Source organism: Cellulomonas composti, from assembly GCF_007990245.1.
GTDB lineage: Bacteria > Actinomycetota > Actinomycetes > Actinomycetales > Cellulomonadaceae > Cellulomonas > Cellulomonas composti.
The window spans coordinates 21,039-41,949 of sequence record NZ_BJWG01000012.1 but is presented as its reverse complement, the minus strand read 5'-3'; the positions used below and the strand labels follow the sequence as shown (position 1 = coordinate 41,949).

The window sequence follows — 20,911 nt, the reverse complement described above, 5'->3', positions numbered from 1 at the left end:
GTCAGCCCTCGAGCGCGTCGAGGGCGAGCAGGACGTTCGCCGCACTCCACGTCAGCGGGGCGACCGCGGCGGGCCGACCGTCGGCCAGCACCTTCTCCGGGATCGCACCCGTCGTCGTGCGGTGCGCGTCGATCGTCGCGAGCCAGGCGAGTGCAGCATCGTCGTCGCCGTTCTCTGCGGCGACCCACGCGTACAGGGACGTCTGCGGCGTCCAGGCGATGCCGTCGTCGCGCCACGCGCCCGCGGGCGCGAGGCCGGCGGGGCGGCGCATCGCCGTCACCGACTGCTCCCACGCCTGTCGGCCACCCTGGGGAGCGCGGGACCAGAACGGCGCGAGGACGAACGCGCTCGCCGCGTCGTGCGAACCGCCCTCCGCGTAGCGCGTCCAGCCGACCGGGGCGAACCGCCGAACGGCGGCGGTCCGCAGGTCGGCGGCGGCCTGTGCGAGCTCGTCGGCCCGGGTGCCCGTCCGGGGCTCGTCGGACGGCGCCTGCTCGCCCGCCGTGCGCAGGACGACGGCCGCCTGCTCGAGGCCGGCGACGATCGGGGCGACCGTGCCGAGCGTGAGGTCGTCCTCGTCGCGCTCCCAGAAGTCGGGCGAGGCGGGCGGCAGCCCGTCCGCGTCGAGCTGTGCGAGGACGCCGTCGGCCGCCGCGGTGACGAGCGGCACGAGCTGCTGCGCGGCGGCCTCGCGCTGCGCCCCGGCCGGCAGGCGTTCCAGGACGAGCCCGGAGGCCCACATGACCCACCCGCCGCCGTCGAGCTGGCGCCCGCGGTCGTCGGGCGGTCCGGAGCCGTCGGGGAGGTAGCGGGCCTCGAACGTGCCGTCGGGTTCCTGGACCGACGCGAGGAAGTCGAGCACCGCCAGCCCGTCGCGCGCGTGCCCAGTCCGGGCGAGTGCGACCGCGACGAACGACGCGTCGCGCGGCCAGACGTACCGCCAGTACGACGACCAGCCCGCGACCGTGGCGCCGCCGTCCAGGGTGAGGGTGTGCAGGTCGAGCAGCGCGGTGCGGGCCATGTCCTCGTACGGTCCGCCCGCGCCGGGCACCGAACCGCTCGCGAGCCAGCGGCGTTGTTCGTCGGCCAGGCGCTGGGCGGCCGGGGAGCCGCCGACCGCGGCGTCGCCACGCAGGACGGCCGCGACGTCCCGCGCGACGGGGTCGATCACGCGGGTGCCGGGCAGCAGGGTCACGTCACTGCCGGTCGGCAGCTCGACGAGTGAGCCGTCGGGTGCGAGCGCGACGCCCTCCTGCTGGAGCGGGACGTCCGTCTCGCTCGTCGCGACCGGGGCGGGGCGGGCGGCGGCGGGTGCCGTCGGGCCGACCGTCGGCATGAGCACGAGCGCGGCGGTGACCGTGGCGGAAGCGAGCGTGACGAGCACCACCCGTCGACGCTGACGGGTGGTGCGGGCGTCGTCACCGGGCACGGCGGCACTGTACGCCGGACGTGAACCTGACGGGGCTCGCTTGCACTCGGGGGGGTCGAGTGCTAACCATTGGCTTAGCACTCTCCGGTGGAGAGTGACAGAAGTTCCTCAGGCCGTCCGGGTGAGGCTTCGAGCGCGCGGGACATGACCGCGGGCTCGTCGTCGGCCGTCGCGGGCGCTCGACGGCCGACCCGAACCGAGTGAAGGATCGCTAGCCACATGGCCAAGATCATTGCCTTCAACGAGGAGGCCCGTCGCGGCATCGAGCGGGGCCTGAACGTCCTCGCCGACACCGTCAAGGTCACCCTCGGCCCGAAGGGCCGCAACGTCGTGCTGGACAAGAAGTGGGGCGCCCCCACGATCACCAACGACGGCGTCTCCATCGCCAAGGAGATCGACCTCGAGGACCCCTTCGAGAAGATCGGCGCGGAGCTCGTCAAGGAGGTCGCCAAGAAGACCGACGACGTCGCGGGTGACGGCACCACGACCGCCACCGTGCTCGCCCAGGCGCTCGTGCGCGAGGGCCTGCGCAACGTCGCCGCCGGCGCCAACCCGATCGCGCTCAAGCGCGGCATCGAGAAGGCCGTCGAGGCGGTCACCGTCGCGCTGCTCGCGCAGGCGAAGGACGTCGAGACGAAGGAGGAGATCGCCGCCACGGCCGCCATCTCCGCCGGCGACCAGGCGATCGGCGACCTCATCGCCGAGGCGCTCGACAAGGTCGGCAAGGAAGGCGTCATCACCGTCGAGGAGTCCAACGCGCTCGGCCTCGAGCTCGAGCTCACCGAGGGCATGCGCTTCGACAAGGGCTTCCTGTCGGCGTACTTCGTGACCGACCCGGAGCGTCAGGAGGCCGTCCTCGAGGACGCGTACGTCCTGCTCGTCGAGTCGAAGATCTCGAACGTCAAGGACCTGCTGCCGCTGCTGGAGAAGGTCATCCAGTCCGGCAAGCCGCTGTTCATCGTCGCCGAGGACGTCGAGGGTGAGGCCCTCGCGACCCTCGTCGTGAACAAGATCCGTGGCCTGTTCAAGTCCGTCGCCGTCAAGGCGCCGGGCTTCGGCGACCGCCGCAAGGCGATGCTGCAGGACATGGCGATCCTCACGGGTGGCCAGGTCGTCAGCGAGACCGTCGGCCTCAAGCTCGACACGGTGGGCCTCGAGGTCCTCGGCACGGCGCGCAAGATCGTCGTGACGAAGGACGAGACCACGATCGTCGAGGGTTCCGGCGACGCCGCGCAGATCGCCGGTCGCGTCTCGCAGATCCGTGCCGAGATCGAGAACTCCGACTCGGACTACGACCGCGAGAAGCTGCAGGAGCGCCTCGCCAAGCTCGCCGGCGGCGTGGCCGTCATCAAGGCGGGCGCGGCCACCGAGGTCGAGCTCAAGGAGCGCAAGCACCGCATCGAGGACGCCGTTCGCAACGCGAAGGCGGCCGTCGAGGAGGGCATCGTCGCCGGTGGCGGCGTGGCGCTCATCCAGGCCGGCAAGACGGCGTTCGAGAACCTCGTGCTCGAGGGTGACGAGGCCACCGGTGCCGCGATCGTCAAGCTCGCGATCGAGGCTCCGCTCAAGCAGATCGCGATCAACGCCGGTCTCGAGGGCGGCGTCGTGGCCGAGAAGGTGCGCAACCTGCCGACGGGCCACGGCCTGAACGCGGCGACGAACACCTACGAGGACCTGCTGGCCGCCGGCGTCAACGACCCGGTCAAGGTCACGCGCTCGGCGCTGCAGAACGCCGCGTCGATCGCGGCGCTGTTCCTCACCACCGAGGCCGTTGTGGCCGACAAGCCGGAGAAGGCCTCCGCGGCCCCCGCCGGCGGTGGCGACGACTTCGGCGGCGGTTTCTGACCCGCTGACGTGAGTCACGCGGCCTGACCGCCGCATCAGCTGGACGGTGAGGGCCGGTCACCACTCGGTGACCGGCCCTCACCGCGTCCTGTGCACGTCTGCGTCCCGCGTCGCGCATCCGTGTCGAGCGTCTCGTGTCGAGACGGCGTCGCTGTCGCCGGCTCAGTAGCCGCGGATCACGATGTCCGGGCCTGGGTCGTGGACCTCGTCCGGGTCGGGGACCAGCCTGGTCTCGACCCCGACCGTCGTGTCCGCCAGCCGCACAGGCTCCGGCAGCACGGCGTACTCGCCACCGGCCTCCCGGTTCACGCCGCCCGCGGCGTCCCCCGCACCTGCCTCCGCGCCCTCCACGCCCTCCACAGCCTCCACGCCGCCATCCTCACCCACGCCCTCCCGTCCCGCCACCCTCGCCACCCGCGTCGATGCACCGATCGATGCAGCTCTCGCCGGGTCCACCCGCCCACACCTGCCTTCATCCCTGCATCGACGCTGAGCCCCGTCGGGTCCGCCACCCCCGGCTCCGGCGCCCATCCCCACGGAGCCTCCGCCCGGCGATGCAGGAGTCGATGCAGGTCTTGGCGGGTCCACCCGCCCGGACCTGCTTTCATCCCTGCATCGCCGCTGATCCCGGTCGGGTCGGCCACTCCCGGCTTCGGCGCCCATCCCCACGGGGCCTCCGCCCGGCGATGCAGGAGTCGATGCAGGTCTTGGCGGGTCTGGCCGCCGAGACCTGCACTCATCGCTGCATCGACGCCGGGAGGGGGCGTTGGTGGCGGCCGGCCGGTCGAGGGTCCGTGCGGCAGCGGTGGGTGTGCCGGGGCGGGGTGCCGTGGCGGCGGGTGCCCCGGCGGCCGCCTCGACCTGCGTTGGCGGCAGGGATGGGTGCAGGGGTCGGCGGGTCGAGCCGCCGGGAGCTGCATCCACGGCTGCGTTCAGGGGGAGTTACTGGTGGTAGGTGGTGAGGAAGGTGCCTAGGCGGGTGATGGCTTCGGCCAGGACGCGGGACTCGGGGAGGGTGACGATGCGCAGGTGGTCGGGCGACGGCCAGTTGAAGCCCGTGCCCTGGACCAGCAGGATGTGCTCGCTGACCAGGAGGTCGTAGACGAGCTTGGCGTCGTCGCGGATCTCGTACACGTCCGGGTCGAGGCGCGGGAACATGTAGAGCGCACCGGCGGGCTTCACGCAGGTCACGCCGGGGATCGCGGTCAGCGCCTGCCACGCGACCTCGCGCTGGTCGTGGAGCCGGCCGCCGGGGGCGACGAGGCCCTCGATGGACTGCACGCCGCCGAGTGCGGCCTGCAGCGCGTGCTGCGCGGGGACGTTGGCGCACAGGCGGGTCGACGCGAGCAGCTGGATGCCCTCGAGGAACCCGGTCGCATGGTCGCGCGGACCGGTGATGACCATCCAGCCCGAGCGGTAGCCGGCGACGCGGTAGGTCTTCGAGAGGCCGTTGAAGGTGAGGCACAGCAGGTCCGGGGCGACGGTCGCCATCGGGATGTGGACCGCGCCGTCGAACAGGATCCGGTCGTAGATCTCGTCGGCCAGCAGCAGGAGCGAGTGCCGCCGCGCGATGTCCGCGAGCGCGGTGAGCGTCTCGTGCGAGTAGACGGCGCCGGTCGGGTTGTTCGGGTTGATCACGACGAGCGCCTTGGTGCGCGGGGTGATCAGGGACTCGAGGTGCTCGAGGTCGGGCTGCCAGCCGTTCGACTCGTCGCACCGGTAGTGCACCGGGCGGCCGTCGGACAGCGACGTCATCGCGGTCCACAGCGGGTAGTCCGGGGACGGGATGAGCACCTCGTCGCCCTCGTCGAGCAGGGCCTGCATGACCATCGTGATGAGCTCGGAGACGCCGTTGCCGAGGTAGACGTCCTCGACGTCGAACACGGGGAAGCCGGGCGAGGTCTCGTAGCGCGTGACGACGGCCCGTCGCGCGGACAGGATGCCCTGCGACTCGCTGTACCCGTGCGCGGACGGGATCGCCGCGATCATGTCCCGCACGATCTGGTGCGGGGCCTCGAACCCGAAGGCCGCCGGGTTGCCGGTGTTGAGCTTGAGCACCGCGTAGCCCTCGGCCTCGAGGCGTGCTGCCTCGACGAGCGTCGCCCCGCGGATCTCGTAGAGGACGTCCTTCAGCTTCGACGACTGATCGAGGGTGCGCGGGTGCATGACCGGCAGCGTAGGCGCCCCGCCCGCCCGGACCCCAGCCGGACGGCTCAGATGCCGAACGCGCGCCGGCTCGCCGCAAGCACCGCGGCGACGCGTGTCACACGTTCGTGTTTCACCCGGCGTACACCTGTCCCGTTTGTCCGGGTTTCGCGACACTCAGGTCAGCGCAGGGGTGCAGCGACGACACGCGGCCGTCCACGGCGGCCGATGCCTGGAGGCGACGATGCACTCACGGCACGCACACCGACCCGTTCGTGCGCTCCTCGCAGTGGGGGTCGTCGTCGGGGTGCTCCTCGCCACCGTCGGGGCGGGCGCTCCAGCGGGCGCGACGGCGCCTGCGGCCAAGGTCGCGACGAGCCTCACCGCGACGATCAGCGCGTCGACCGTGGCGTACGACGGCACCATCAAGCTCACCGGCAAGCTGACCCGCTCGTCGGGCGCGGCGCTGTCCGGCAAGAAGGTCAGCCTGTACGGCCGAGCCCCGCTCACGACGACCTGGAAGCTCGTCACCTCCGCCACGACGAGCTCGACCGGCACCTACTCGTTCACGCGGTCCGCGCTCCGCGCGGCACAGCAGTTCAGGACGACGTTCGCAGGCGACACGGGGTTCACCGCGGCGACCTCGCCGACCCGCATGGTCCGGGTGACCGCCCCGTTCCTCTCGAGCACGGTCACCCCGTCGGACGCGACCGTCCGCCTGGGGAGCACCGTCACGTGGACCGTGCGGACGGCGACCGCGCTCTCCGGCTCGTCCGCGGAGGTCCAGGCGTACTCGGGAGGGTCCTGGGGGACGGTCGCCAGCGCCCCGGTGCGGCCGAACGGTTCCGTCGCGATCCCCTTCACCGTGTACTACCCGAAGGCGACGCCGTACCGCGTCAGGCTCCCCGAGGTGTACGGAGTGCTGGAGACGGCCGCGTCGCCGAGCCGCAAGATCGCCGCGAAGACCGCGACGATCACCACGACGAGCCTGCCGACCGCGACGATGCACGCGCCGTACACGGCGACGGTCAAGGCGTCGTACGTCCTCGCGCCGCTGACCTGGAGCGTCGAGGGCGACCTTCCGCCGGGTCTCACGTTCTCGAAGGGCAAGCTGACCGGCACCCCGACGAGCGCCGGCACCTGGCCGATCACGGTCACGCTGGGGGACTCGAGCGGGTACACCGACTCCGCACAGCTGGACGTCGTCGTGGTCGAGCCCGCCACTCCTGTGATCCTCGACGCCGACCTGCCGCAGGCCGTGCGCGGGCTCCAGCTCGCCTACCCCGTGCAGGCGGTCGGCGGCCACGGCGCCCGCACGTGGTCGAGGACGGCCGGCACGCTACCCGCGGGCATCACGCTGCGCCCCGACGGCACGCTCGTCGGCACGCCGACCGCCGACGGGACGAGCACGTTCACGCTGCGGGTCGAGGACGCCGAGGGCGCGAGCGCGTCGGCCGCCCTGAGCCTGACGGTGGTGGCGCCGGTCGACTGGCTGCACCCCGAGGTCGGCCCTGCCGGGGCGTCCACGACGACCGACGGGGTGATCCGTCCGAGCGACCTGGCCCGACTGCGCGTCGAGCAGACCCGCGCGCCGTCGGCGGCCACGGCTGTCGCGGGCGGCGTCCTGTACACCTCGGGCCAGTTCGAGACGTCGCAGGTGTACGGGCTGATCGCTTCCTCGCTGTCGACGGGCGAGGAGCTGTGGCGAGCCCCGGTGCTGACGACGTACGGCCAGTCGGTCGACTGCACGGAGATCTTCGTGACCGCCGCGCTCGTGATCTGCCAGACGCAGGGCGCCGTCGTGGCGTTCGACCGCGGCGGCGACCACGACGTCGCCTGGAGCACGCTGGACACCGAGGAGCTCACCACCCAGACGGCCGTCGTGGTGGGCGACCGCCTGATCGCCGCGCACGGCGCGGGCAGCACGTGGTCGCTGCGCGCCTGGTCGCTCGCGACCGGCGTCCAGCTGTGGCAGCGTCCGCTGGGCGACATGTACCCGAGCGACATCGCCAGCGACGGGACGCGCGTGTTCGTCTCGTTCTGGGACGCGCCGATGCGGACGTTCGCCGTCGGCGGCACCGGCACACCGGGCTGGACCGCCGGGACCGACGTGCAGCAGGTGCTGGTCGTCGGGGGCGATGTGATCACCTCCGAGCAGCTACCGAGCGGCGCGACGTCGGTCGTCCGGCGGTCCGCGGCGACCGGCGCCGTCGTGTGGTCGACCACACCGAGCCGCCCCGTCTACCTGGACCTCGCCGCGGACGCGACGAACGTGTACGTACCCACGGCGCAGTTCTCCGAGTGGGGCGGCGCGTACGACACGGGCGTGATCGCGTTGCGGCTCACCGACGGGACCCAGCGGTGGGTCATGGACACCTGGCAGCAGGTCTGGGGCGGCATCACCGTCGCGCCGGGCGTGGTGTGGGTGCACACGAGCGGCCTGATCCGCGAGCAGGGCGAGAGCCAGCTCTACGCAGTGGACCCGGCGACCGGCGCCGTCCTGAGGCAGATCGCGATCCCCGGCCCCACCTACCTGCAGCCGATCGTCGCCGACGGCAAGGTGCTCGCGCGCTACTGGTCGGGCATGCAGGTGCTGAGCATCAACGCGCCGCTCCCGGTGCTGCCGCTGCAGCTCCTGAGCCCGGCCTGGACGGGCACGGCGTACTCGACCGACCTGGCCGCGTCCGGCGGGACGGGCTCCCGCACCTGGGCGCTCACCTCCGGCTCGCTGCCGGCCGGTCTGACCCTGACGAGCGGCGGCCGGATCAGCGGTACGCCCGCCACGGCCGGCTCGTCGTCCTTCGTCGTGCGCGTGACGGACGCGGCCGGACGGACCGCGAGCCGTCCGATGGCGCTCGCCGTGCGCACCGCCGCGACGAGCACGTGGGTCACCGGCGGCGGCGGCGCGACCCGGAGCGGGTTCGCCGCGAGCGAGGCCGCGGTGAACGTCGACGCCATGGCGGGCTTCGCGCAGCGTTGGCGGTCGCAGGCCTTCGAGCAGCCGTCCGGCAACCCGCACGGCTGGCGCGGTGGCGAGGTGGTGGTCGATGCGACGCGCGTCCTCGACCTGGGTCAGGACGGCAGCCTGCGGCTGTTCCCGACGAGCGGGACCGGGGCCGTCGCCCCCACGTGGACCGCATCGGTGCCCGGCGGTCTCGACGGCGAGATCTTCGCCGGCACGCCCACGCTGAGCGGCAGCAGCGTGATCGCGCTGACGAACCGCAGCCGGGTCGTCGTGCTCGACGCCGCGACGGGCGCCTCGTCGTGGTCGACGCTGCTCCCGGCGGAGTCCCCGGCGGACGGCACCGGCTCGGTGCTGCCGGTCGGCGGCCGGCTCGTCGTGCACGTGGGCAAGAACGTGTACGCGCTGAGCGCCGGCACGCACGCCGTCGTGTGGACCGCACCGGTCCCCGCGAACTCGGGCTACGACGGCTTCGACCTCGCGACCGACGGCACACGGCTGTTCGGCTACGACAAGTGCGACCTCGTCGCGCTCGACGCCGCGACCGGTGCCCGTGTGTGGACGAAGCGCTTCGGCTACCCCGGCTCGTCGTGCACGAGCGCCGGGTACGAGAGCCCGTACGTCGCACCGGTCGTCGCCGACGGCGTGGTCTACGGCACCGGGCTCGAGGGCATCACCGCGTTCGACCCGGCCACCGGCGCGGTGCTGTGGCAGACGCGTGAGCCGACCTTCTTCGCGCCTGCCGTCAGTGAGCGGTGGATCGCGCTGACGTCGATCGACGGCGGCGTCGTGCTCGTGGACCGCACCACCGGCGCGAGCGTCCTGCGGTCGGCCACGTCGCTCGGCGCCAGTACGGCACCCGTGCTGGTCGGCGACGCCGTGGTGGTCCGGGACAACTCGGGCCGGCTCGTCGCGCTCGACATCGCGACCCTGCAGACGCAGTGGTCGTCCCCCGCGCTGCCGGCCGGGCTCTGGGGTCAGTCGGCCTCACATTCACGCCCGTCGGTGGCCGGCGGCCGGATCTGGGCGTACGCGAACGACGGATCCATCCGCGCGTACGGCGGCTGACACCGCATCGGGCGGTTACGTGCCGACCGTCAGCGCTGCACGGTGCTCTTTCCGCGGTCGCGGGCCGGGACACGCAGGCCGCTGGCGCGCAGGCGGCGGATGAGCTCGTGCGCGTCGACCGGCACCGCCCCGGCGGCGACCAACGCGTCGTAGCGCTCGTCGGGCACGTCGTAGTGGTCCAGGTCGAAGCCGCGTGCGGGGATTCCGGCGCGCGCGGCGAAGTCGTGCAGCTCGTCGAACGAGGCGTCGCTGACCAGGTGCGACCACATCCGGCCGTGGTTCGGCCACAGCGGCGGGTCGAGGAGGATCACGGCTGCGCGTCGCCCGCGCCGGTGTCGTCCGACGAGACGGCGGCGGCCGCCTCGTCCAGCTTCGCGAGCTCCTTCTCGAGGCGCTGCAGCTCGGCCGAGACGTTCTGGCGGGCGGGTTCCTCCCAGGCCGCGCCGAGCGGCGAGGAGAACAGCGTCTTGCGGGCGAGGAGCTTGCGCAGGATCCGGACGCGCGCGCGGACGTAGTCCTCGGCGGGCAGGTGTGCGTACTCGGCGCGCACGTCGTGCAGGTAGGCCTTGTAGCGCTGCGGCTCGGTGGCGAGCACGGCCAGGTCGGCGTCGCACAGCACGGCGCAGTCCGGGTCGGTCGGGTCGGGGCTGTGCCGGACGAGCGCCGCGACGAGGTCGTGGACACGGCGGGCGCTCGCCTCGGGCACGCCCAGCTCGGTCAGGTCCGTGTAGGCGACCGCCGCGCTCGCGGTCTCGTCCTCGCCGCCGCGGCTCTCGTACGCCTTGCGGTCGGCCGCGTCGAACACCGCGCCGTGGTACCACGCGGCGAGCCGCACGAGGTCGGGCTCGTGGGTCTCCTCGTCGAGCTCGTCGACCCGCACGAGCACGTCAGCCAGGTGCTTGAGGTTGTGGAACTCGCGACCGGGCGAGGTCCAGCGCTCCTCCAGCCGGCGGCCGGCAGCCTTGATGTCGTCGACCGACGCGGTGGCGCCGGCCCCCACGACGTGGCGGACGTAGGCGGGCAGCAGCCACGCCGGTGCGTCGACGACGCCCATGGACAGACCTCACGCAGGGGACTCAGGACGCGTCATCGTAGCCCGCGGGGCCGTGGGCCACCGCTGGGAGCGTGACACGGACGGTCGTCCCGCCGCCGGGGGTCTGCTCGAGGCCCACCTGACCTGCGTGCGCGTCGACGATCGCGGCGACGATCGCCATGCCGAGGCCCGCTCCGCCCGAGTCGCGGCCGCGCGAGGCGTCGACCCGGTAGAACCGCTCGAACACGCGCGCCGCGTGCTGCGGATCGATGCCCGGGCCGTGGTCACGCACCTCGACCACGCCCGCGCGCGTGCCGTCCGCGGCACTCGTCATCCCGACCGCGATCTCGACGGGCGTCCCGGCCGGCGTGTGCTGCACGACGTTCCCGACGAGGTTCGCGACGACCTGGCGCAGCCGCGCCTCGTCACCGGGCACAACGACGGGGCCGGAGCCGGCGCCGTCGAGCAGCGGCAGCAGGCGGGTTCGACGCGTCGGGTCGAGCGCGTGCAGGTCGCTGACGGCATCGGCCGCCAGCACGGTGAGGTCGACGGGCGCCGAGCGCATCGGCCGCCGCTCGTCGAGCCGCGCGAGGGAGAGCAGGTCCTGGACGAGCCCGCCCATCCGGGTCGCGGACGACTCGATGCGCTGCATGGTGTCGGCCAGCTGCTCGGGCTCGCGCAGCGCGCCCATCCGGTAGAGCTCGCCGTAGCCGCGGATCGTCGCCAGCGGTGTGCGCAGCTCGTGCGACGCGTCCGCGACGAACCGGCGCATCCGCGCCTCGGAGGCCGTGCGGACCGCGAACGCCTGCTCGATCTGGGCGAGCATGCCGTTGAGCGCGGCGCCGAGCCGGCCCACCTCGGTGCTGGTCGGGGCCGTGGGGACACGCTGCGAGAAGTCACCCGCGGCGAACGCCTCGGCCGTGGTCTCGATCTCGCGCAGGGGGCGCAGCGAACGGCGCACCGCCCAGCGCCCCGTCAAGGCCCCGACGAGCAGGATGACCAGCCCCGACGCGACGAGCACGCCGGCCATCGCGGTGACCGTGTCCTGCACGTCGTCGAGCGGCAGCGCGACCGCGACCACCGCATCCTGGCCGTCGGTGGTCCGGGCCGGGTACACGATGGCGCGCCAGCGCTCGCCCGACCTGCTCGAGCTCACGGTGAAGGGCTCGCCCGCGCGCTCGGCGGCCTGGGTCGCCGTGAGCTCGGGGAACTGCGGCGTGCCGTAGGCCTTGAGCGTGTCGGGGCGCGGCGCGAACATCACCTGGGTCTCGCCGCTCGCGGTCGTGAACTGGCCGTAGTAGTCCGTGGGCAGGTTGCGTCCCGGCTCGGTCGTGCCGGCCTGGTTGGCGAGCCAGAGGCCCTCGGTGACGAGCTTGTCGTCGACCTGCTGGATCAGGGTGCGGTAGAGCAGCGTCCCGGCCAGCACGCCCGCGGCGATCAGGCCGATCGCGAGCAGGGAGCTGATGATCCCGACGAGCCGCGCCGTGAGCGGCACACCCGCCCACCGGGCGCGCAGACCGCGGGTGGACCCGGCCTGCGCAGCGAGAGGCGTCGCGTCGTCGTCGGGCCCGGTGCCGTTCTCGTCGGACGCCGTGAGCGCAGGCTCGACGACAGGCTCGACGACCCGCGCGACCGGCGACGCGGGCGGCGGCGGAGGCGGGGGAGGCGGCGGTGGGACGGGGCGCGCCGACGGTGTCGTCACGTCGCCGCCCGCAGGAGGTACCCGACGCCGCGCTTGGTGTGGATGAGCGCGGGCAGCCGCTGACCGTCCGGCCCGTCGAGCGAGTCGACCTTGCGGCGCAGGTAGGAGATGTAGGACTCGACGATGTTGGCGTCGCCGCCCCAGTCGTACTGCCAGACGTGGTCGAGGATCTGCACCTTGGACAGCACGCGGCCGGGGTTGAGCATGAGGTAGCGCAGCAGCTTGAACTCGGTGGGGGACAGGTCGATCTCCTGGCCCGCGCGGTGCACCTCGTGCGAGTCCTCGTCGAGCTCGAGGTCGGCGTAGCGCAGGACGTTCGCCTCGTCGTCGACGACGGGCGCGGTGCGGCGCAGGATCGCGCGGATGCGGGCGACGACCTCCTCGAGCGAGAACGGCTTGGTCACGTAGTCGTCGCCGCCGACGGTCAGGCCCTGCACCTTGTCGGCGGTGTCGTCGCGCGCGGTGAGGAACAGCACGGGGATGTGCTGACCCTTCTCGCGCATGCGGCGCGTGACGGTGAAGCCGTCCATGTCCGGGAGCATCACGTCGAGCACGACGAGGTCCGGCTGCAGGTCACGCGCGAGGCGCAGGGCTGCGCCGCCGTCGGCCGCGGCGTGCACGTCGAAGCCGGCGAACCGCAGGCTCGTGGCCAGCAGCTCGCGGATGTTCGGTTCGTCGTCGACGACGAGCAGTCGGGCCTCGTGCTCAGTCGGGTGCGCGCTCATGGTGTGATCCTGACGCGGATCGCTGGACGTTGCCTGGGAACGGGCTGGACGGACGCTCCGGTGCTCCGGCGCGCCGACCGATCCCGGCGTTTCGGACGTCCGTCCGGTAGCAGGTACCGTCGGTGGACGTGAGCATTCGTCTGACCGTGATCCAGAGCTCCTCCGACGTCCCCCTCGACCGGCTGGCCGGGTGGTGGTCCGGGGTGGAGACCGTCCTCGTGCGCGCCGATCTGGGCGAGCCGATCCCCGCCGCCTCCGAGGTCGCAGATGCACTCGTGGTCCTCGGCGGCCACATGAGCGCCTACGACGACGAGGGCGCCGCGTGGCTGCCGGCGCTGCGCACCCTCCTGGCCGACGCGGCCCGCAGCGGCGTCCCGACGCTCGGCATCTGCCTGGGCGCGCAGCTGCTCGCCGTCGCGACCGGGGGCCGGGTGCAGGTCGCCGCGCCCCCCGGACCCGAGGCCGGCGTCGTCAACGTGTTCTGGCGCCCCGAGGCGCTCGACGACGCGTTCGTCGGGCCGTTCGTCGCGAACCTGCCCGAGCGCCGCGTGACCGCGGTCCCGACGCTGCACTCCGACGCGGTCGTCGACCTGCCGCCGGGGGCCGTCTGGCTCGCGTCGTCGAACCAGTACCCGTACCAGGCGTTCCGCGTCGGGTCCGCGTGGGGCCTGCAGTTCCACCCCGAGGCCTCCACGACGACGATGCGTGACTGGGCGCGCTGGGACGGCACGGTCGACACCGACGCGATCCTGGCCGACTACGCGGCCCGCGAGGACGAGCTGGTCGAGACGGGCGCCGCGCTCGCGGCCGGCTTCCTGACGGTCGTGCGCGAGCACGCCGCCCGGCGCGTCGAGGCCTGAGCCGCCGGGCGTGCCGTCGTACCGGGTCCGCGCGTTCGTCGGGCTCCTGCGGCCCGGCACCGCGGCGCCCGACCTGCTGCCCGGTGCGGTCGCGTTCGCGCGCACGCTGGTCACGGTCGAGGCGTCCGACCTCGAGGTGGTCCGCGGCCGCGCGCGCGTGACGATCCGTTACCAGGCCGACGACGACGCGTCCGCGCGCCGGGCCGGCTGGGCGGTGCTGCACCACCTCGACGACCGCGCCGAGATCGAGGGCCGCTCGCTCACCCGCCGCTTCGGCGCCCGCTGGTACGCCGTGCGACCGTGAGTCACGCGTCCGCGGGGATCTCCGTGACCTGGCCGGCCTCGACGTGCCAGCGGCGGGTCAGGCGGACCGTCTCGAGCATGCGGCGGTCGTGCGTGACCAGCAGGACCGTGCCGTCGTAGGACTCCATGGCCTGCTCGAGCTGCTCGATCGCCGGCAGGTCGAGGTGGTTCGTCGGCTCGTCGAGCACGAGCAGGTTCACACCGCGGGCCTGGAGCAGCGCGAGTGCGGCGCGGGTGCGCTCGCCCGGTGAGAGCGTCGCCGCGGGCCGGTGCACCTGGTGGCCCGCGAGCCCGAACTTGGCGAGCAGCGTCCGCACGTCCGCGGTCGGCCAGTCGGGGACCTCGCGGGCGAACGCGTCGCCCAGGGCCTCGTCGCCTTCGAACAAGGCCCTGGCCTGGTCCACCTCGCCGACGAGCACGCCCGAACCGAGCGTCGCGGCACCCTCGTCGGGCGTGAGGCGACCCAGCAGCAGCGCCAGGAGGGTCGACTTGCCCGAACCGTTCGGCCCGGTGACGGCGACCCGGTCCTGCCGGTCGAGCTGCAGGTCCACCGGGCCGAGCGTGAACGACCCGCGCCGCACGACGGCTGCCCGGGCCGTCGCGACGACCTCGCCCGAGCGCGGCGCCGCCCCGATGCTCATCTGGAGCTGCCACTCCTTGCGCGGCTCGACGACCTGCTCCAGCCGCTCGATCGCGCGGTCGGTCTGGCGCGCCTTGGACGCCTGCTTCTCCGAGGTCTCGCCGCGGAAGTGCTTGACGTGCTTGTCCGGGTCGGTGGCCTTGCGCCGCGCGTTGCGCACGCCCTTCTCCATCCAGGCCCGCTGACGCCGGGCACGCTCCTGCAGCGTCGAGAGCCGGTCCGCGTACTCGTCGTACGCCTCCCGCGCGCGGGTGCGGGTGATCGAACGTTCGTCGAGGTACGCGTCGTACGTCCCGCCGTACACGACGACGCGCTGCAGGCTCCGGTCGATCTCGACGACGCTCGTCACGGTGCGGCTGAGGAACTCGCGGTCGTGGCTCACGACGACGACGGGCGCCTCGAGCTGCCCGACGAACTGCTCGAGGCGGCGCAGGCCGTCGGCGTCGAGGTCGTTGGTCGGCTCGTCGAGCAGGTACACGTCGAACCGGGACAGCAGCAGCGCCGCGAGCCCCACGCGTGCGGCCTGCCCGCCGGACAGCGCCGTCATCGGCAGGTCGAGGTCCACGTCGAGCGCCAGGTCCTTGGCGACGACCCCGATCCGCGGGTCGAGGTCCGCCCCGCCGAGCGCGAGCCAGTGCTCGAGGGCGTGCGCGTACGCGTCGTCAGCTCCGTCCGCACCCGCGCCGAAGGCGTCGGCGGCCGCGTCGAGGGCCGCCTGCGCGGCCGTCACGCCCGTGCGTCGTTCGAGGTGCTGGGTCACCGTCTCGTCGGGAACCCGCTCGACCTCCTGGGCGAGCAGCCCGACCGCCGCGTCCGTCGGCGTGACGCCCACGCGTCCCGCGTCGGGCGCGCGCAGCCCGGCGAGCAGGTGCAGCAGCGTCGACTTGCCGGCCCCGTTGGGTCCGACGAGCCCGACGACGTCTCCCGGCGCCACCACCAGGTCCACCCCGGCGAACAGCTCCCGGTCCCCGAACCCCGCACCGACCCCCTGCGCCACCACGGTCCCGGACATCCCACCATCCTCCCCCGAACCCACCCCCCACTGTCACCCCGATTCCCGCCCCTACCCCTGCTCCGCCCCCGCTCCGCCCCCGCTCCGCCCCCGCTCCGCCCCTCAAAGCACACATGGATGCAGCTCTCGCGGGCTCCACCCGCCCAGACCTGCACCCACCGCTGCATCGACGGGTACCCGGTGCTGCTCACCGCCCCACCCCCGCCCCGGTCACGCCCGCCCCCGCCCGCCCCGCCCCGGTCGCGCCCACCCCCGTCGATGCAGGGATGGATGCAGGTGTCGCGGGCTGGACCCGCCCAGACCTGCACTGATCCCTGCATCAACGCGGCCCGGAGCTCGGCGCAGCCCCGACCCCCTGGCGCCCCCTGCGTGCCGACCCGGTGTGCCAACCGCCGGCGCCCGTCCCCGCGCCGGTTACCCGTGACGGCAGGGATGGGTGCAGGTGTCGCGGGCTGGACCCGCCCGGACCTGCACTGATCCCTGCATCAACGCGGCCCGGAGCTCGGCGCAGCTCCGCCCCCGACCCCCCGGCACCCCCTGTGCGCCCATCCGGTGTGCCAACCGCCGGCGCCCGTCCCCGCGCGCCTGTTACCCGTGACGGCAGGGATGGGTGCAGGTGTCGCGGGCTGGACCCGCCCAGACCTGCACTGATCCCTGCATCAACGCGGCCCGGAGCTCGGCGCAGCCCCGACCCCCTGGCGTTCCCTGCGTGCCGACCCGGCGTGCCAACCGCCGGCGCCCGTCCCCGCGCGCCGGCTACCCGTGACAGCAGGGATGGATGCAGGTGTCGCGGGCTGGACCCGCCCAGACCTGCATCCATCCCTGCATCGACGGATGGGGGCGACGGCGACGGGGTGACGGGAGGGGGCGACGGCGACGGCGACGGGGTGACGGGGAGGGGGCGACGGGGGAGGGGGTTAGGGGGTGGGGAGGTCTTCGGCGTCCAGGATCGTGTAGGCGTAGCCCTGCTCCGCCAGGAAGCGCTGACGGTGGGCGGCGAACTCCTGGTCGACCGTGTCGCGCGCGACGACCGTGTAGAAGTGGGCGGTGCGGCCGCTCGCCTTGGGACGCATGATCCGGCCGAGGCGCTGCGCCTCCTCCTGCCGGGAGCCGAACGAGCCGGACACCTGGATCGCGACCGACGCCTCGGGCAGGTCGATCGAGAAGTTGGCGACCTTGGACACGACGAGCCGGCTGATCTCGCCGGTGCGGAACGCGTCGTACAGCCGCTGCCGCTCGCGGACGGTCGTCTCGCCGGTGATGAGGTCGGCGCCCAGGTGCTCGGCCAGCTCGTGCAGCTGGTCGAGGTACTGGCCGATCACGAGGGTCGGCTCACCGTCGTGCTGCGCGACGAGCTGCTCGACGACCCGGTTCTTGCCCGCAGCGGTGGCGGCCAGCCGGTACTTCTCCTCGGGCTCGGCCGTCGCGTAGGTCATGCGCTCGGCGTCGGGCAGCGTCAGACGTACCTCGACGCACTCCGCGGGCGCGATGTAGCCCTGCGCCTCGATGTCCTTCCACGGCGCGTCGAACCGCTTGGGCCCGATCAGCGAGAACACCTCGTCCTCACGCCCGTCCTCGCGCACGAGCGTCGCGGTCAGCCCCAGGCGCCGACGCGCCTGCAGGTCCGCGGTCATGCGGAAGATCGGCGCGGGCAGCAGGTGCACCTCGTCGTACACGACGAGGCCCCAGTCGCGTGCGTCGAGCAGCTCGAGGTGCGTGTAGGAGCCGTTGCGGCGCGTGGTGAGCACCTGGTACGTCGCGATCGTGACCGGTCGGATCTCCTTGCGGGCGCCCGAGTACTCGCCGATCTCGTCCTCGGTCAGCGACGTGCGTCGCACGAGCTCGTCGCGCCACTGCCGGGCGCTGACGGTGTTGGTCACCAGGATGAGCGTCGTCGTCGAGCTCTTGGCCATGGCCGCGGCGCCCACGATCGTCTTGCCCGCCCCGCAGGGCAGCACGACGACCCCGGACCCGCCGTGCCAGAACCCGTCGACCGCGTGCTGCTGGTAGGGCCGCATGGCCCAGCCGTCCTGCTCGAGCGCGATCGGGTGCGCCTCGCCGTCCACGTAGCCCGCGAGGTCCTCGGCAGGCCAGCCGAGCTTGAGCAGCACCTGCTTGAGGTGGCCGCGCTCGGACGCGTGCACGACGACGTCGGTCGCGTCGAGCCGCGCGCCCAGCAGGCCCGCGGTCCGCTTGGAGCGCATGACCTCGGCGAGCACTGCCGGGTCCAGCGCGTGCAGGACGAGCCCGTGCACCGGGTCCTGCACGAGCTGCAGGCGCCCGTAGCGGGCCATGATCTCCGCGACGTCGACGAGCAACGCGTGCGGCACCGGGTAGCGGCTGTACTCGAGCAGCACGTCGACGACCTGCTCGGCGTCGTGGCCCGCGGCGCGCGCGTTCCACAGCCCGAGCGGTGTGAGCCGGTAGGTGTGCACGTGCTCGGGCGCGCGCTCGAGCTCCGCGAACGGCGCTATCGCGCGGCGGCAGGCGTCCGCCTGGTCGTGGTCGACCTCCAGCAGCAGCGTCTTGTCGCTCTGCACGATGAGCGGTCCGCTCACACGTCCTCCTTCTCGTCGTCGGCGCGCGTGACGGTGGCGATGCGGTGCACCGCGACCGACAGCTCGGACTCACGCAGTGCGTCCGCCGCCCGCAGCCGACCGCCCTCGACCCGCAGGGGCCGCAGCAGCCGGCGCTCGTGCTGACCCGTCGGGCCGACGAGCTCGACCCACACCTGGGTCCGGTCGGCGGCCGCCTCGCGCAGCAGGGCCAACGCTTCGGCAGGGTCGGCTGTTCCGCGTCGGCCCGGCGCGAGTGCGGTGCCCGACGACGACGCGGAGCCCGACGACGACGCGGTGTCCGACGACGACACGGAGCCCGACGACGGCACGGGGCTCGGCGTGGGCGCGGTGCTCGCGGCTCCGGTGCGCAGGCGACGCACGAGCGCGGCGAGCTCGCTCGGCGGGGCGCCCGGTTCGGTGCGGCGGTGCCGCCGGCGCGCGCGCCGGACCGGGCGCTCCAGGTGCAGCACCAGCCCGTCCGGGGTCTCCGCGACGGGCGCCAGCCCGTGCTCGCGCAGCGTCTCGACGACCTCACGCGTCGGCGCCTGCGCCGCCAGCACGGTCGGCGCGAGCTGCAGCAGGCCGAGCGAGGCGAGCCGCGGGTCGTCCGCGAGGCCCGCGAGCAGCGCGGGGTCGTCGGCCCGCAGGTACGACGAGGCCGTCCCCGCGCGCAGCCGGCCGTGCCGCCGCGCGGCGTCCCGCACGAGGTAGTCGAGCGGCTGCGGCACGGGTCCGCGCGCGAACGCCCCCAGCTCGGCGAGCAGCTCGTCGGCGGTGCGTCCCTCGTCGAGCGCGGCCCGTACCGAGTCGGGGGTGAACCGGACCGTCAGCGCGCCGCCGCGGGACTCGACCACGGTCGCCACGTCGAGCAGCGCCTCGAGCGTCGCGCCCGGACGCCCCGGGACGATGCCGGTGAGGTCGCCCTGCAGCAGCAGGTCGTCGACCTCGGGCGGCAGGCCGGCCGCGAACCTCGTCGTGGCCCCGTCGACGTCGTCCGCGAGCACGGCGCGGCCGGCCTCGGACAGCGCGCCCGCCCCGAGGATGCCGAGCCACCCGGCCTCGGCCAGGACCGCGGCCACCGCCGCGCGTGGCGGCACCGAGCGCGGCGTGGCCCAGGTCAGCAGCGCGAGCACGTCGTCGACGTCCGGCGCCGACCCGGCGGGTGCGTCCGCGAACGCGCCGAGCACGGAGCGTCGCAGCCGGGGCGCCCACGGCCGTCGCAGCTCCGGGTCGAGCGCCGCGCGCACCGTGCCCTTCTCGTCGCGGCTGCCGACCAGCCAGGGCGTACGCGTCGTCGTCAGCCACGCGCGCGCCAGCGCGACCCACCGCGCGGGCAGGTCGAGCGCGAGCCACGGATCGAGCTCCGTGGTCGGGACGAACACGGGCGGCTCGCCCTCGTCCGGCCCGACCAGCCCCGCCGCACCCGCGAGCTCGACGACGAACGCGGCCTGCGCGTCGTCGACCTCCAGCTCCGCGGCGACCCGCTTGAGCTCGCGCACCGCGAGCCCGCCCGCGCGCAGCACCCCCGGGGGCTGCGCCTCCCATCGCCGCGCGAGCCGCGCGACGAGCCGTGCGCACCGTTCGCCCGCTCCCGCCGACTCCGCCGTGACGGTCGCGGCGGGCCGCACGCTGCCGGTGTCGAGGTCGGGGATCGTGGCGACGCCGCGGTGCGTGCGTCCCCCGCGCAGCACGAGCGCGACCGCCCCGGGGAGAAGCACGTGCCGTCCCTGGCCGCGGACGAGGAGCCCCTGCTCCACGAGCCGCAGCACCGCGTCCCCGGCCGATGTCCCCACCGCCGGCGCGAGCCCGACCGGTGGCCCCCAGGTCAGCGCGTCGAGGATCGCCCGCCCGGCGAGCGAGCTCTCGTCCTCGCCGGCGAGCACGGTCTCGAGCGCCGCGGCGAGCCCGGGCGGGAGCGACTGGTCGGCACCGGCAGCCGCGGCGCTCGTCGGGCTGCTCGTCGGGCTGCTCGTCGGGTCGGGGGTGCGGCTCCTCGTGCTCCCGCGGTCGATCGTGGGGCGGCTCGTCCTGCTCGTCGGGGCGTTCGTCCGGCTCGTCGAGGCCGCCGGCGCATGCGACGGCACGTCGGTCGCGAGCCCGGCGGGGTGCGCACCGAGCACCTCGACGAGTCCCGGTGCGGCCCGGAGCAGCCCGTCGCCGCGGCCCTCGCCGTGCTGCGTGTCGCCGGACTGCGTGTCGCCGGACTGCGTGTCGCCGGACTGCTTGTCGCCGGACCGTTCGTCGTCGGGCGTGGCGTCGTCGACGAAGAGCAGCGCGAGGGTGAGGGCGTCGTCGAGCGCGCGGGCGACCTCCGGGTCGTGGCCGCCCGCGACCGCCTGCGCGACCTGCGCACGCGTCGCGCCGTCGAGCACGACGACGGCCTCGAGGACCTGCAGCACCACCGCATCGACGCCCGCGAGCGCCCGCTCGAGGCTGCCCCGCCCGGTCGCGCGCACAGCGAGCGACGTGAGGTTGCCGGGCGACGGCGACGCCAGATCGGGGCGTCGACCCAGGAGCGCCACGAGCTGCTCGTCGGACGACGAGCGCAGGTACCCGGAGAACGTGGCCATCCGCACCACGATACGGGCCCCACCGAACCCGCGACCCCCGGGTCCACAAGTCACCCCAC

General features: G+C 74.0%; 14 protein-coding genes. 4 read left to right on the top strand and 10 right to left on the bottom strand.

All coding sequences use genetic code 11. The features are described 5' to 3' along the window. Position 1: 1 nt before the first annotated feature. A complete protein-coding gene (locus CCO02nite_RS12555; RefSeq protein ID WP_146843502.1) occupies positions 2-1,429 on the bottom strand; it encodes a glycoside hydrolase family 15 protein in 1,428 nt (475 codons plus the stop codon). A 219-nt stretch (positions 1,430-1,648) separates the two neighbouring features. On the opposite strand from CCO02nite_RS12555, the gene groL reads away from it, so the two are divergent. Further along, the gene (groL, locus tag CCO02nite_RS12550) at positions 1,649-3,274 is read left to right on the top strand and encodes a chaperonin GroEL (RefSeq protein ID WP_146843501.1); all 1,626 of its coding nucleotides are present in this window, start codon (positions 1,649-1,651) and stop codon (positions 3,272-3,274) included. Positions 3,275-3,436: 162 nt separating this feature from the next. Here groL and CCO02nite_RS12545 read toward each other — a convergent pair whose 3' ends face one another. Both CCO02nite_RS12545 and CCO02nite_RS12540 read right to left on the bottom strand, forming a co-directional pair. Then, positions 3,437-3,643, bottom strand: coding sequence for a hypothetical protein (locus CCO02nite_RS12545; protein ID WP_146843500.1), 207 nt, complete (start codon positions 3,641-3,643; stop codon positions 3,437-3,439). 573 nt (positions 3,644-4,216) lie between these two features. Beyond that, positions 4,217-5,440: a pyridoxal phosphate-dependent aminotransferase gene (locus CCO02nite_RS12540; RefSeq protein ID WP_146843499.1), complete on the bottom strand. Its 1,224-nt coding sequence runs from the start codon at positions 5,438-5,440 to the stop codon at positions 4,217-4,219. A gap of 268 nt (positions 5,441-5,708) precedes the next feature. On the opposite strand from CCO02nite_RS12540, the gene CCO02nite_RS12535 reads away from it, so the two are divergent. Beyond that, positions 5,709-9,449: an outer membrane protein assembly factor BamB family protein gene (locus CCO02nite_RS12535; RefSeq protein ID WP_146843498.1), complete on the top strand. Its 3,741-nt coding sequence runs from the start codon at positions 5,709-5,711 to the stop codon at positions 9,447-9,449. Between the two features lie 29 nt (positions 9,450-9,478). Here CCO02nite_RS12535 and CCO02nite_RS12530 read toward each other — a convergent pair whose 3' ends face one another. The 4 genes from CCO02nite_RS12530 to CCO02nite_RS12510 are packed head-to-tail and all read right to left on the bottom strand — an operon-like array spanning position 9,479 to position 12,909. Next, on the bottom strand, positions 9,479-9,760 hold the full coding sequence (locus tag CCO02nite_RS12530; RefSeq protein ID WP_146843497.1) for a DUF4031 domain-containing protein: 282 nt from the start codon (positions 9,758-9,760) through the stop codon (positions 9,479-9,481). Continuing rightward, on the bottom strand, positions 9,757-10,503 hold the full coding sequence (locus tag CCO02nite_RS12525; protein WP_146843496.1) for an HD domain-containing protein: 747 nt from the start codon (positions 10,501-10,503) through the stop codon (positions 9,757-9,759). Before CCO02nite_RS12525 ends, CCO02nite_RS12530 begins: the two co-directional genes overlap by 4 nt. Before the next feature lie 22 nt (positions 10,504-10,525). Then, complete coding sequence (locus CCO02nite_RS12520) at positions 10,526-12,184, bottom strand: sensor histidine kinase (protein WP_246117534.1); 1,659 nt, start codon at positions 12,182-12,184, stop codon at positions 10,526-10,528. Then, complete coding sequence (locus CCO02nite_RS12510; protein WP_146843495.1) at positions 12,181-12,909, bottom strand: response regulator transcription factor; 729 nt, start codon at positions 12,907-12,909, stop codon at positions 12,181-12,183. The genes CCO02nite_RS12520 and CCO02nite_RS12510 overlap by 4 nt, the downstream gene beginning before the upstream one ends. A 128-nt stretch (positions 12,910-13,037) precedes the next feature. Between CCO02nite_RS12510 and CCO02nite_RS12505 the strand changes: the two genes are divergently transcribed. Beyond that, entirely contained in the window at positions 13,038-13,769 is a 732-nt protein-coding gene (locus tag CCO02nite_RS12505) for a type 1 glutamine amidotransferase (RefSeq protein ID WP_246117533.1), read from the top strand. Positions 13,770-13,779: 10 nt separating this feature from the next. After that, complete coding sequence (locus tag CCO02nite_RS12500; protein ID WP_146843494.1) at positions 13,780-14,073, top strand: hypothetical protein; 294 nt, start codon at positions 13,780-13,782, stop codon at positions 14,071-14,073. A gap of 1 nt (position 14,074) precedes the next feature. On the opposite strand, the gene CCO02nite_RS12495 is transcribed toward CCO02nite_RS12500, so the two are convergent. The 3 genes from CCO02nite_RS12495 to CCO02nite_RS12485 all read right to left on the bottom strand — a co-directional run bounded on the left by CCO02nite_RS12495 (position 14,075) and on the right by CCO02nite_RS12485 (position 20,852). Then, positions 14,075-15,724 carry an ABC-F family ATP-binding cassette domain-containing protein gene (locus CCO02nite_RS12495; RefSeq protein WP_146843493.1) on the bottom strand — a complete coding sequence of 550 codons (1,650 nt, stop codon included), beginning with the start codon at positions 15,722-15,724 and terminating at the stop codon, positions 14,075-14,077. 917 nt (positions 15,725-16,641) lie between these two features. Further along, complete coding sequence (locus CCO02nite_RS12490; protein WP_146843492.1) at positions 16,642-18,282, bottom strand: DNA repair helicase XPB; 1,641 nt, start codon at positions 18,280-18,282, stop codon at positions 16,642-16,644. After that, complete coding sequence (locus CCO02nite_RS12485) at positions 18,279-20,852, bottom strand: helicase-associated domain-containing protein (protein WP_146843491.1); 2,574 nt, start codon at positions 20,850-20,852, stop codon at positions 18,279-18,281. The genes CCO02nite_RS12490 and CCO02nite_RS12485 overlap by 4 nt, the downstream gene beginning before the upstream one ends. Positions 20,853-20,911: the final 59 nt, after the last annotated feature.

Bases quoted from the DNA above. Each gene is read 5' to 3' on its own strand.
- CCO02nite_RS12540 (WP_146843499.1), bottom strand. From the start codon at position 5,440: ATGCACCCGCGCACCCTCGATCAGTCGTCGAAGCTGAAGGACGTCCTC.
- CCO02nite_RS12495 (WP_146843493.1), bottom strand. From the start codon at position 15,724: ATGTCCGGGACCGTGGTGGCGCAGGGGGTCGGTGCGGGGTTCGGGGAC.
- groL (WP_146843501.1), top strand. From the start codon at position 1,649: ATGGCCAAGATCATTGCCTTCAACGAGGAGGCCCGTCGCGGCATCGAG.
- CCO02nite_RS12485 (WP_146843491.1), bottom strand. From the start codon at position 20,852: ATGGCCACGTTCTCCGGGTACCTGCGCTCGTCGTCCGACGAGCAGCTC.
- CCO02nite_RS12510 (WP_146843495.1), bottom strand. From the start codon at position 12,909: ATGAGCGCGCACCCGACTGAGCACGAGGCCCGACTGCTCGTCGTCGAC.
- CCO02nite_RS12525 (WP_146843496.1), bottom strand. From the start codon at position 10,503: ATGGGCGTCGTCGACGCACCGGCGTGGCTGCTGCCCGCCTACGTCCGC.